The sequence below is a fragment of the Xanthomonas sp. NCPPB 3583 genome, assembly GCF_041475715.2.
In the GTDB taxonomy this organism is placed as follows: domain Bacteria; phylum Pseudomonadota; class Gammaproteobacteria; order Xanthomonadales; family Xanthomonadaceae; genus Xanthomonas; species Xanthomonas euvesicatoria.
The window spans coordinates 3,285,675-3,297,649 of sequence record NZ_CM191263.1 but is presented as its reverse complement, the minus strand read 5'-3'; the positions used below and the strand labels follow the sequence as shown (position 1 = coordinate 3,297,649).

Sequence of the window (11,975 nt, the reverse complement as noted above, 5' to 3'; positions counted from 1 at the left end):
GTCCGCAGCGCCGGCGCGTGAATTCCGTAGTTCGACGTGTGCAAGGGCCGCCGCCTGCATGACGCTGCTGGCGAGCGCAACCAATACTTCTCGAGTTTCGTTCGTTCGCAGCCCACGGCGGCCAACCCGCGTGCTGCACGTGCACATTCCAAGAACTGTTCGGCCGGCCCGTCCGACTCCAACGTCATCGGCGCATGGGCCTGGTTACTCGCAGTGATGAGCGTCTTTCATAGGCGCATGCAGCAACCAGCGCTAATGCGGGCAAAGGCGCAACTAGAATCTGGCAATACCACTGCTTCACGCGTGCAGTCGCCAACGCGCACTCACGCGCTTGTGACCGGCAGCGCTGCACATTGATTGAGAACTGTAAAAGCCAGCATTGTTGGAGATGCCAGCCATGAGAGACATCAAGATGACCCGTCGCGAGGTATTGATCGCAGGAACGGCATCGGCAGCCAGCGTTGCCGCAACCCAGTCGATGGCCGCCACCGCCGCCACTGCGATCTCGCAGCGGCCGGCAACCGAGCCTGCCAATGCATCCAGCCAGGTCGCTTTCGAGGTGAACGGCAAGCCGGTCGCGCTGACGCTGGATAACCGCACCACTTTGCTGGATGCGCTGCGCGAACATCTGCATCTCACCGGCACCAAGAAGGGCTGCGATCACGGCCAGTGCGGCGCCTGTACGGTCATCGTCGACGGGCAACGCATGAACGCGTGCCTGTCGCTGGCAGTGATGCACGAGGGCGCCAAGGTCACCACCATCGAAGGGTTGGGCACGCCGGACAAGCTGCATCCCATGCAGGCGGCGTTCGTCAAGCACGATGGCTACCAATGCGGGTATTGCACGCCCGGGCAGATCTGTTCGGCAGTGGCGGTGCTGGACGAGGTGAGGCGCGGGATCCCCAGCCATGTCACCGAAGACCTCACCGGAAAGACCAAGCTCACCACACCCGAATTGCAGGAGCGCATGAGCGGCAATATTTGCCGCTGCGGTGCGTATTCCAACATCGTTGAAGCCATCAACGACGTTGCCGGAGGCCGCGCATGAAGGCCTTTAGCTACGAGCGGGCCACCTCGCCAGCCGATGCGGCAGCCAAGGCCGCGCGCCAGCCCGGTGCCAAGTTCATTGCAGGCGGGACCAACCTGCTCGATCTGATGAAGCTGCAGATCGAAACGCCGTCGCACCTGATCGATGTCAACGGCCTGAGCCTGGATACCATCGAGGCCACGCCTGAGGGCGGCCTGCGCATCGGCGCACTGGTGCGCAATACCGATCTGGCGGCCGACCAGCGCGTGCGCCGCGATTACGCTGTGTTGTCGCGCGCATTGCTGGCCGGTGCCTCGGGACAACTGCGCAATCGCGCCACCACGGCAGGCAACCTGCTGCAACGGACGCGGTGTCCCTATTTCTACGACACCAATCAGCCGTGCAACAAGCGACTGCCTGGCAGTGGCTGTGCGGCCATCGGTGGCTATAACCGTCAACTGGCAGTTATCGGTGCCAGCGAGGCGTGCATTGCCACCCATCCCAGCGATATGGCCATTGCCATGCGCCTGCTCGATGCCGTGGTGGAAACGGTGCGCCCGGATGGGCAGACGCGCACCGTGGCCCTGTCCGAGTTCTATCGTGCACCGGGAACGACGCCGCACCTGGAAACCGTGCTGGAGCGCGGCGAATTGATCACCGCCGTCACCTTGCCCAAGCCGCTCGGTGGCACGCACGTGTACCGCAAGGTGCGCGACCGTGCCTCGTATGCTTTCGCCCTGGTGTCGGTGGCCGCCGTCGTTCAGCGCGACGGCAGTACGCGCGTCGCAGTCGGCGGCGTCGCGCACAAGCCATGGCGCAGCGAAGCTGCCGAAGCCAGAGCGAAAGAGGGTGCCCGCGCCATTGCGTCCGTGTTGCTCGACGGCGCACAGCCCACCGAACACAACGCATTCAAGGTGCCGCTGGTCGAGCGCACCTTGACCGCGATCCTGGCCGACACGAGGGCCTGATATGAAATTCGACACTCCCGCCGGCACCAATCCCATCGATCAGCTCACTGTCGTCGGCAAGCCCGTCGACCGTATCGACGGGCCACTCAAGACCACCGGGCAGGCACCGTATGCCTACGAACATCACGACTTGCCGGGCCAGCCCGCTTACGGGCATGTGGTGGGCGCAGGCATCGCCAAGGGCACCATTCGCAGCATCGATCTGAGCGCGGCGCGCAAGGCGCCGGGCGTGCTGGGCATCGTGACCGCGCAGAACGCAGGCAAGTTGCAAAAGGGCAAGTTCAACACCGCCAAGCTGTTGGGCGGCCCCGAGATCGCGCATTACCACCAGGCCATTGCCGTGGTGGTGGCGGAAACCTTCGAGCAGGCGCGTGCGGCCGGCCAGTTGATCAAGGTCGATTACGGCCGGCACGTTGGCGCCTACGATCTGGAAAAGGCCCGTGCCGGCGCCAAGGTGACCAAGAAGGGCGACGCGCCCAACAGCAATGTCGGCAACTTCGACGCTGCCTTCGCTACAGCGCCGGTGCAACTGGATGCCCAATACACCACACCGGATCATTCGCACGCGATGATGGAGCCGCACGCATCGATTGCCATGTGGGATGGCGACAAGCTCAGCGTGTGGACATCCAATCAGATGATCAATTGGGGTGCCGGCGATCTGGCCAGGACGCTGGGCCTCCCGCGCGAAAACGTACGGATCATGTCGCCGTACGTCGGCGGCGGTTTCGGCGGCAAGCTGTTCCTGCGTGCCGATGTAGTCCTGGCATCGCTGGCCGCGCGTCAGGTCGGACGTCCGGTCAAGGTGATGTTGCCGCGGCCGCTGATCGCCAATAACACCACCCACCGCCCGGCCACGGTGCAACGCATCCGGCTTGGGGCCGGGCGTGACGGCAAGCTCACGGCGATTGCGCATGAAAGCTGGTCGGGTGACTTGCCCGACGGCAGCCCGGAAAACGCCGCTGCACAGACGCAATTGCTCTACGCTGGTGCTAACCGCCTGATTACGACCCGTCTGGCCGTGCTCGATCTACCCGAAGGCAACGCCATGCGCGCGCCGGGCGAGGCGCCGGGGTTGATGGCGTTGGAAATCGCCATGGACGAGATGGCCGAAAAGCTCGACATGGATCCGGTCAAGTTCCGCATCGTCAACGACACCCAGGTGGACCCGGAAAATCCGCAACGCCCGTTCTCGCAGCGTCAGCTGGTCAAGTGCCTGGAAGATGGCGCAAAGCGATTCGAGTGGTCCAAGCGCAAGGCCAGGCCGGGCAGCACGCGCGACGGTCGTTGGCTGGTCGGCATGGGCGTGGCGGCGGCATTTCGCAACGCGCCGGTCACGACCTCCGGCGCGCGTATGCGGCTGGAGCAGGGCGGGCGCTTGGTGGTGGAAACCGATATGACCGATATCGGGACCGGCTCCTATACCATCATTGCGCAGACCGCTGCGGAAATGCTTGGGGTCCCGCTTAACTGGGTGGATGTGCGCCTGGGCGATTCGAGCTTTCCGGCCTCTGCAGGCTCCGGCGGGCAATGGGGCGCGAACAGTTCCACCGCAGGCGTCTATGCGGCCGCAGTCAAGTTGCGTGAAGCGGTGGCCAGGCAATTGGGCCTGGATCCGGCCGCGGCCAAATTTGCCGATGGCTATGTGCGCGCCGGTGGCAAGCGCATTGCGCTCGGCGATGCCGTGGCCAGTGGCGCGCTGGTGGTGGAAGACAAGATCGAGTTCGGCGACCTCAGCAAGACGCATCAACTCTCCACGTTCGGTGCGCATTTCATCGAGGTAGGCGTGGATGTGGCCACCGCCGAAGTGCGCATCCGGCGCATGCTTGCCGTATGCGCCGCAGGACGCATCCTCAATCCCAAATCCGCACGCAGCCAGGTCATCGGCGGCATGACCATGGGCGCCGGCGCGGCACTGATGGAAGAGCTGGCAGTGGACAAACGCCTGGGCTTTTTCGTCAACCACGACCTGGCCGGCTATGAAGTGCCGGTGCATGCGGACATCCCGCATCAGGACGTGGTGTTCCTGGAAGAAAGCGACCCGCTATCGTCGCCGATGAAGGCCAAAGGCGTGGGTGAGTTGGGCATCTGCGGCGTGGCAGCAGCAATCGCAAATGCGGTGTACAACGCAACCGGCGTGCGTGTGCGCGACTATCCGGTGACCCTGGACAAATTGCTGCCGCACCTGCCCGAGATGCTGCGCGCGTGAGCGCGGTGGTTGCCCCGATCGCGCATGCGCCGCCGGCGTGGCCGGCATGGCCGGGCTACGCGTTGCTCGACGATTTGTTGCCAACGTTGAGCGCATGGCAGCGTGCAGGGCAGCGCGTGGCGATGGCAACCTTGATCGATGTGCAAGGCTCCTCCCCACGGCCGTTGGGAAGCGAGATGGCCATCAGCGCCGATGGGAACGTGGCAGGCTATGTCTCAGGCGGCTGCGTCGAGGCGGCGGTGGCACATGAAGCCATGGCAGCGCTGCGCGATGGTCAGCCGCGCTGGCTGGATTATGGCGAAGGCAGCCAGGTGCTGGACATCCAGCTCAGCTGCGGCGGGCGCATCGGCGTGCTGGTGTGGCCGGTGCCGGATCTGGGCGAGCACCTCGCACGTTGGCGTAACGCGCGCCAGCATCGGCGTGCATTTCATGTGGCCTTGGATCGTGCGTCCGGCACGGTGCGTTACCTGGCAAATGCACAGGACGCGCGTGCAGGCGAATTCGTGCGCAGCCATCGTCCGCCGTTGCGGCTGGTGCTGGTCGGCGCTGACCCATCGCTGCTGGCGCTGGTGTCGTTGGCCAGCCAGATGGGCATCGACGTGCGCGTGTTGCGGCCGCATGGTCCGGGCGAACCGCCGCCGGGCTTGGCGCCCGAGCACTACGACCGACGTGCGTTGGGCGATGCGCTGCAGGACCTGCATCTGGATGCCGACACCGCGCTGTATAGCCTGGCCCACGATGCCGAGATCGACATGCAGGTTGCGCAGCGCGGCTTGGCGTCCCCTGTTGCCTGCATCGGCATCCTCGGCAGCCGGCAGAAGCGCGAAGGTCGCTTACAGGCCTTGCGGGCGCTTGGGTATGGCGATGCCGCACTCGCACGTCTGCGTTTGCCGGCGGGCTGGCGCATGGGGCGCTCGTCACCGCACACCATCGCGCTCGGCATCATCGCCGAAGCCACGCAAGCGGTGGTAGATCTACAGGCCGTGACCGCAAGCCGATAAGTCGCTGGCTGCTCCTGCCGCGTGCGTGAGTCATCAAGGCGCATCGCAGCCGGTCGGGTCGCACACAGCTGCTTTCGAGCACTATCGTGGCAGGCCTCCGACAGCACGCTGTCATCTGCATCGCCATGGGCAGGCCTTCGCCAATGCATCCACAGCGCACGCAAAGGGTAGTCACCTTGCACGCACAGCCGGCGCTCTAGGCTGCAGCTGTCTTCCATTCAAGCAGCACGTCGCCATGACCCCTGTTCCGGATCGCCACGTCGACGTCTCGCGTGATGCTGTTCGCGTTAGCTTCTTCGCCACCCACCATTCCGCACGTGGTGACGACGTCGGAAAGCGCCACGCTCCCGCCGTCTGGCAACCAGCACCGCACGCTGCTGCCGCCACGCCAGCAGCGTACGGCGCATGAGTGGCGATCACGCCGCACTGGTGCTGGGCGCCGGGGCAGGGCGCCGGCTTGGCCGCTCGAAGCAATTGCTGATGCGCGATGGCGAGCCGTTGCTGCATCGCGCCGCTCGCATTGCGTTACTGACTGCGCCACGCCGCTGCGTGGTCGTGCTGGGTGCCGATGCTGATACGTTGAGCGAGGTATTGCAGGATCTGGATGTCGAAATACTGCGGCACCCCGATTGGTCCGAGGGCATGGGCTCCAGCCTGGCCGCGTTGCGCCGGCATGTGCAGGGCGACCCGGCATTGCGACGCAGCCTGATCCTGGGGTGCGATCAGCCTGCGCTGGATGCCCCGCATCTGCGCTCCCTGCTGGAAGAAGCCGATCGCGCCGTCTCCGGGTGTGCAACCAGTGGCTACAGCGGCGTGCGCGGCATTCCCGCGGTGGTCACGCATGCGGCCTGGGCGGATGTGCCATTGCAGGCCGATAGCGGCTTGCGGGGCCTGTTCGCCAGCCTGGACATGCAGAGCCTGGGGTGCGTAAGCGCCCCGGCGTTGGCATTGGATATCGACACGCCGACGGATCTGGCCGCCGCGCAGCAGCGCGGCTGGGTCGATGCGGACTGAGACGCCGTGACGGGTACGCACGCAAATCTCTGGCAGCCTGGGTCCTGACACGATCGGCGCCGGCCGCACCGTCAGCGGCAGGCACCGTCACTGCACGCACGCTGACGTGACCGGTGCCGATCACCGACACCGGTCCAGGCGCGTTACCTCTTTTTTGCAGCCCGCCAACCGACATGCCTGGCCGACACGCTCAACCGTGCAACAGCCTTACGACCACAGCACGACCGCTTCCCTGATCACCAACACATAGCCAATGACCATGGCGGTCTTGACCGAAAACTGGAATTTCCTAAGCAGATGCATGCAACCCCTCCCCAGAGGCAGTCTTCAAGAGCGACTGATCACCCACTGCGCACCGTCCACGCTCGTCTGACGGTTGCTGATGACGCGGCGTTCACCAGTCCTGACCGAATGTAGCGCTGGACGTGATGTGTGTCACGTAAGAATTTTCCTACCGACCTGCCAGTGTCAGCCCGACGGCATTGGCATGCATAAAAGAACATCCTGGCTATGCCGGACGCGGGGCCATTGGCTACTCTCCCGCGGCCCCTTGAGTAAGGGCACGCCGGCATACCGGACGGGAGAAGGCGTTCCCATTCCTCGCGCATCGCGGCCCTACGCCCCATGCGCCTTTGCTCGACCGCTAGACGCACTGGCCGGAGGCCTGATGGACGAGTCTCGTTATGTCGTACGCATCCACCCCGCACAGGGCGGCTGGTGGGTAACCCGCCCGCACTGGTCGCCGCTGCGGTATTTGCGCGAGCAGGGCGCCCTGGACTTTGCCGAATGGATGGCAAAACTGCACTGCCTGACCACCGGTCAGCCCAGCGGCGTGGTGGTCAACACCGGCGGCGGCGATCGGGTGGTGCGGCGTTACGGCTGAGGCCGTACGCAACGCAGTCGTTTGCTGCAGTAAACCATTGCCCACGGTGGCGGCTGTCCGCAGCTGTGCGGGGTTTGCGCAGACGTCCGGGTCGGCTAGATTCGAGGGATCGGCCACCTGGGTCCGGTCCGCGCTCTGGCGGCTACTTCTCTGGATGTCCGCCTGTCGTGAATGCTGCCGGTGCTGCGCTGATTCGAAACGATATCGTCGTGTTCGGCCTGATCGCCGCCACCCTGGGCGCGGTGTTCTGGACGTCTGCACGGGAGCAGGGGTTCTGGCGGCGTTTCTACGCGGTGGTGCCGGCCTTGTTGCTGTGTTATCTGCTGCCCGGCATCTACAACACGGTCGGTTTGATCGATGGTGCCAACACCCGGTTGTACAACCCGATCGCCCGTGACGTGCTGCTGCCTGCGGCATTGATCCTGCTGACCTTGAGCATCGATCTGCGCGCGATCCTGCGGCTCGGCCCCAAGCTGGTGGCGATGTATCTGGGCGCATCGCTGAGCATCATGCTGGGTGCGGTGGTGGCGTTCTGGGTGATGCGCTGGCTGCATCCGGCCACCGTGGCCGGCGATACCTGGGCCGGCATGGCAGCGCTGGCGGGCAGCTGGATCGGCGGTGGCGCCAACATGCTGGCGATGCGCGAAGTGTTCGATGTGGACGCAACCACGTTCGGGCAGTTCGCGGTGGTCGATGTCGGCGTGGGCTATGTGTGGATGGCGGCGCTGATCTTCCTGGCCGGCCGCGCGCGCAAGATCGATGCACGCAGCGGTGCCGACACCCGGGCGCTGGATGCCTTGCAGGAGCGCATGGCGCGCTTCCAGGCCGAGCATGCGCGCATTCCCAGCTTGGCCGACTTGATGGTGATCGTGGCGGTGGCATTCGGCGGTGTCGGCCTTGCGCATGCCCTGGCCAATCCTCTTGCCGCGTGGTGCAAGGCGCAGTTGGATTGGGCCAGCCAGTTCAGCCTGGACACGCCGTTCGTGTGGGTGGTGGTGCTGGCGACCAGCCTGGGCCTGCTGCTGAGCTTTACCCGTGCGCGCACGCTGGAGGGCGCGGGCGCGTCCAGGATCGGCACCTTGCTGCTGTATTTCCTGATCGCATGCATCGGCATGCAGATGGATCTGCTGGCGCTGCTGGACCGGCCATGGTTGTTCCTGCTCGGCCTGATCTGGATTGCCGTGCACATTGCCGTGTTATGGGGGCTTGGCCGGTTGTTGCGGGTGCCGTTCTTTTATTTTGCGATCGGCTCGCAATCCAATATCGGCGGCCCGGCCTCCGCGCCGGTGGTTGCCGCGGCATTTCACCCGGCTCTGGCGCCGGTGGGTGTGTTGCTGGGCACGATGGGCTACGCCACCGGCACCTATCTGGCCTATCTGGTCGGCATTACCTTGCGGGCGATGGCAGGCGCTGGATAACTCGCGCCGCAATCTGCAACGCCACGATGAAGCGACCGAGCGAGGTATCACACCGCTGTGCAATCGCCAGTGCGGCTGGGCGATGCTCGGCGTTGCGTCATGTGCCGCGCCTGGCATGCCGCGTCTGCGCATCGTGCGCGATTGGCTGACGACTCCGATGACACGGTGTCGGCCACGTCGCGCCGCGGTCGAACACGCGCACTAGTCTCAAAGACACGCTGCACTGCGCGAAGCCGGCAGCGATCGCGCGCAAGACCTTGACGCGCTGCTGCCAGCCGCGTGCAGGGCGAAGAGTGGCCCGCGACATTGCGCGGGCCACCGGCGCCTTACTGCTGAATCACCCGGCGCTGCTCTTCCTGCGGTTGCGGCGGCTGCTGGGTGTGTTGCTGATTGTGCTGGTGCAGCTGGCTGACATTGGTCTGCGCCGGCTCGTTGGCTGCCGATGCCGTCTGCACATGGCTGCGCAGATGGGCCGGGTCGTCCATGCACCCCTGCACCGCGATCAGGCTGTCGCCGTCACGGTTGGGCACCAGGTGATCGATACGCTGCAAGCCATCGTTGCCTGCACGCGCGGCCACGCTGGCAGCGGTATTGAGAAACGCGGTGTCGTCGCGCAGCCCCAGGCGGTCGCGTTGCCCATCCAACTGCACCACCGCGTCGTTGAATAGCTGGCTGCCGGGCTGCAATGCGGTGCCGCGCGCCTGGTCCTGCGACTGCATGTCCTGCGCCTTCATCACCGAATCGATGCCGTGCAGATCCAGCCGATGCTTGAGCATCATGCCCGGCACCAGGCGCTGGCCGAAGGACAACGGGTCCGGCTCCGGCAGTTCGATCTGATGACCGGCCGCATTGGGCATGGCCCATTTGAGCGGGATGCTGTCTTCCTGCAGATGGGTCAGGATTTCGTTCTTGACGTGGTAGCCGCGGATCAATTCGCTGTTGGCGTAATCCTTGGCCGCCGATGCATCCAGACCTTGGCGCTCCAGCGTGCGGTCGTTGACGCCGGCGGCGTTATAGGTCACCGCCGGAATGTCGTTGACCATTGCCGATGCCGCGGCCAGACCGCCGCCCAGCGAATGCCCGCTGATCACCACCTGGTCGCCGAACGCCTGTTTGGCCTGGCTACCGAGCTGGATCGCTGAAGCGTATTGCGCATCGTCGAAGCCCAGGCCCTGGCCGATGTTGTGCTTCCAGTCCTTGCCTTCGTCGGTGCCGCAGAAGCCCAGCACCACCTGCCCCTGATCATTGCGATAGAACGCGGCATCGAAGCCGCTCTTGGCGTCGTGCAGCAGGGCAGGGTCGATGCCTGCCTGCTGCAGCGCGCGGTCGTCCATGCGCGACCAGCCATTGGGCAGGGCGGCAAAGGTTTCGGCACCGCCTTCGCGTCGCTGCGCGGCGGTGGCGTAAAGGTCCTGCAGCATCGCTGGAAGCTGGCGGTCTTCCGGATGCGGTTGTTGCCCGCGCATCGATTCTGCGAATGGGGTGGAAGAAGAGGATTCTGACGGGCTCATGCGCGGCTCCTTGCGTTCGTCATGCGAAAAGCGCGCTTAGCGGCTGCTTTCCACGGGAATGTTATGGGCGTTCAACCACGCGCGTACGTCCGACCTGACCTGCTGGCCGCTGGCGTTGAGCAGGCGGTCCGGCGTGGTGAAGAAATACGCCTGGAAGGTCTTCTGCTGGGCATTACGCACGGTGGGATCGACACCGGCCTTGAGCAGGGTGAGCACTGCAGGGCTGGCTGCGCCACTTTGCGCCGCAAGGTGCAGCAGGCTGTTGCCGGTGTGGTCGACGCGCTGTACATCTGCACCGGCCTCGATCAGCAAATCGATCTGCGCATCGCGCTTGCTTTGCACCGCGCGAAACAGCGGCGTCCAGCCCGCCCGCGCGCTGACGACATCGATCGGCGCCTTGTGCTGCAACAGGATCTGCAGATACTGCGGGTCTTGCGCCATGGCGGCCATGTGCACGACCGTCTCCTGGTCCATGCCGGGGAGCGACGGGTCTGCGCCTGCATCGAGCAATGCGGCCAGCGCGCGCGGTTGTTCGTTCCAGATTGCCCATTCGAGCAAGGTGACGTTTTGATCGCCATGCGCGGCGAGATCGACAGTGGGGGCGAGTGCCTTGATCCGGGCCACATCACCGTGCGCAATGGCCTGGGCGATATCGGTCAGGGCGGGGTCGCGGAAGGCGACGGTGTGGTCCTGCAGCGTAGCTGACATGGTGGTTTGCTCCTTGGCACCGGGCGAGGCGGTGCATGAGACCGCGAAAAACGAGGTCGCAAGAACGAGCAGGGCGGGGAATCGCGGTTGCATCGAAATCTCCTTCTCCTGATCGCATTCCTGATGACGCTGCAGCAAGTCCCGCCGCAGCGGGGCAGATCCTAGCAGCTGGAAAAATCGCTTGCGGTAAGATTTCGTGACATGGCTTTTTGTGACATGACGGTACGGCGGGCCGCATGCTCGGGGCCGCCTGTCCTGATGGTGCGCATGCTGCAAGCGGCGAAGTGTCCATCGCCACAGCCTGCTGCCCCACAGCCGACGGTCACACCCGGGCCGGCATAATGGCGCTTTGTGAGCAGATGGGTGCGATGGCGTACGAGCTACTGATCAGTGACTGTGATGGCGTTCTTGTCGACAGCGAGATACTGGCCGACCGGGTAATGCGTGAGGCGCTGGCGTCTTTCGTGCCAAGCGAGCCGCTGGAACAGCTGCTGGAAACCACCTTCGGGCAGACCACGCGCGAGGTGCTGCGGCGGGTGGAAGAGCGCTTTGCATTGCAGTTGCCAGAGACCCTGCTCGCGCAGATCCAGGCGCGTAGCGAGGCCTTGATCCAGTCGCAGGTGCAGCCGATCGCAGGCGTACGCGAGGCGTTGGAGCAGATTCCACTGCCGTTGGCGGTGGCCTCCAATAGCCGGCGCCACAATGTGATTGCCTCGGTGGAACGGGCCGGGCTCACCGCGCGTGCGGCGGGACGTATTTTCAGTGCCGACATGGTGGAGCGGCCCAAGCCGGCACCGGATGTGTATCTGCTGGCGGCACGCACCGCCGGAGTCGCGCCGCAGCGTTGTGTGGTCATCGAAGACAGCCCCACCGGTGCAACCGCGGCCGTGACGGCCGGCATGCAGGTGCTGGGGTTTACCGGTGCAAGCCACATTCCACCGGGGCATGGCGACACCCTGCGCCGCATTGGTGTGCTTGAAGTGTTCGACGACATGCGCGATTTGCCTGCGCTGTTCGCGCGGTTGGCGCAAAAGCGGGCTGGGTAAGGCGGCAGCTTGGTGAGGGGGGGCGGTGTCATGGGTACGCAGTGGCCCCGTCCCGCAAGCGGCGAGGACACCGCGCCGCAAGGTGTTCGGTTGTCTTTTCGAAACATGCGTAACGACCAACGTGAGAGGGCCCGCAGCCAACGCGCGGGTAGTGTCCTGCAATTGATGGATTGGACGTTGCGATCCGTAC

At 65.0% G+C, this 11,975-nt stretch carries 10 protein-coding genes; 8 read left to right on the top strand and 2 right to left on the bottom strand.

The window, feature by feature from the left end:
- Positions 1-397: 397 nt before the first annotated feature.
- From paoA to ACCQ07_RS14350, 7 genes are all read left to right on the top strand, one after another.
- Positions 398-1,048 (top strand): aldehyde dehydrogenase iron-sulfur subunit PaoA, encoded by a 651-nt coding sequence (gene paoA, locus ACCQ07_RS14380; RefSeq protein ID WP_033478648.1) that lies wholly within the window; start codon positions 398-400, stop codon positions 1,046-1,048.
- Positions 1,045-1,995 (top strand): FAD binding domain-containing protein, encoded by a 951-nt coding sequence (locus tag ACCQ07_RS14375; protein WP_008572418.1) that lies wholly within the window; start codon positions 1,045-1,047, stop codon positions 1,993-1,995. Before paoA ends, ACCQ07_RS14375 begins: the two co-directional genes overlap by 4 nt.
- Position 1,996: 1 nt before the next feature.
- Positions 1,997-4,204, top strand: a complete 2,208-nt coding sequence (paoC, locus tag ACCQ07_RS14370; RefSeq protein ID WP_008572420.1) for an aldehyde oxidoreductase molybdenum-binding subunit PaoC — start codon at positions 1,997-1,999, stop codon at positions 4,202-4,204.
- Positions 4,201-5,205 carry an XdhC family protein gene (locus tag ACCQ07_RS14365; protein WP_008572422.1) on the top strand — a complete coding sequence of 335 codons (1,005 nt, stop codon included), beginning with the start codon at positions 4,201-4,203 and terminating at the stop codon, positions 5,203-5,205. The genes paoC and ACCQ07_RS14365 overlap by 4 nt, the downstream gene beginning before the upstream one ends.
- Positions 5,206-5,610: 405 nt before the next feature.
- A complete protein-coding gene (locus tag ACCQ07_RS14360) occupies positions 5,611-6,219 on the top strand; it encodes a nucleotidyltransferase family protein (protein WP_008572425.1) in 609 nt (202 codons plus the stop codon).
- Between the two features lie 667 nt (positions 6,220-6,886).
- On the top strand, positions 6,887-7,102 hold the full coding sequence (locus ACCQ07_RS14355) for a hypothetical protein (RefSeq protein ID WP_008572430.1): 216 nt from the start codon (positions 6,887-6,889) through the stop codon (positions 7,100-7,102).
- Between the two features lie 167 nt (positions 7,103-7,269).
- The gene (locus ACCQ07_RS14350; RefSeq protein WP_011348089.1) at positions 7,270-8,520 is read left to right on the top strand and encodes a DUF819 family protein; all 1,251 of its coding nucleotides are present in this window, start codon (positions 7,270-7,272) and stop codon (positions 8,518-8,520) included.
- A 326-nt stretch (positions 8,521-8,846) separates the two neighbouring features.
- Here the strand turns inward: ACCQ07_RS14350 and ACCQ07_RS14345 are convergent, their stop codons facing one another.
- Together ACCQ07_RS14345 and ACCQ07_RS14340 are read right to left on the bottom strand one after the other, a co-directional pair.
- Positions 8,847-10,031 carry a Tle-like phospholipase domain-containing protein gene (locus ACCQ07_RS14345; RefSeq protein ID WP_372164070.1) on the bottom strand — a complete coding sequence of 395 codons (1,185 nt, stop codon included), beginning with the start codon at positions 10,029-10,031 and terminating at the stop codon, positions 8,847-8,849.
- Between the two features lie 36 nt (positions 10,032-10,067).
- Positions 10,068-10,877 (bottom strand): ankyrin repeat domain-containing protein, encoded by an 810-nt coding sequence (locus ACCQ07_RS14340; RefSeq protein WP_208596909.1) that lies wholly within the window; start codon positions 10,875-10,877, stop codon positions 10,068-10,070.
- Between the two features lie 203 nt (positions 10,878-11,080).
- Here ACCQ07_RS14340 and ACCQ07_RS14335 point away from each other — a divergent pair, with 203 nt between their 5' ends.
- The gene (locus ACCQ07_RS14335; RefSeq protein WP_008572438.1) at positions 11,081-11,785 is read left to right on the top strand and encodes an HAD family hydrolase; all 705 of its coding nucleotides are present in this window, start codon (positions 11,081-11,083) and stop codon (positions 11,783-11,785) included.
- Positions 11,786-11,975 lie beyond the last annotated feature (190 nt).

Bases quoted from the DNA above. Each gene is read 5' to 3' on its own strand.
- paoA (WP_033478648.1), top strand. From the start codon at position 398: ATGAGAGACATCAAGATGACCCGTCGCGAGGTATTGATCGCAGGAACG.
- ACCQ07_RS14375 (WP_008572418.1), top strand. From the start codon at position 1,045: ATGAAGGCCTTTAGCTACGAGCGGGCCACCTCGCCAGCCGATGCGGCA.
- paoC (WP_008572420.1), top strand. From the start codon at position 1,997: ATGAAATTCGACACTCCCGCCGGCACCAATCCCATCGATCAGCTCACT.
- ACCQ07_RS14360 (WP_008572425.1), top strand. From the start codon at position 5,611: ATGAGTGGCGATCACGCCGCACTGGTGCTGGGCGCCGGGGCAGGGCGC.
- ACCQ07_RS14355 (WP_008572430.1), top strand. From the start codon at position 6,887: ATGGACGAGTCTCGTTATGTCGTACGCATCCACCCCGCACAGGGCGGC.
- ACCQ07_RS14345 (WP_372164070.1), bottom strand. From the start codon at position 10,031: ATGAGCCCGTCAGAATCCTCTTCTTCCACCCCATTCGCAGAATCGATG.
- ACCQ07_RS14335 (WP_008572438.1), top strand. From the start codon at position 11,081: ATGGCGCTTTGTGAGCAGATGGGTGCGATGGCGTACGAGCTACTGATC.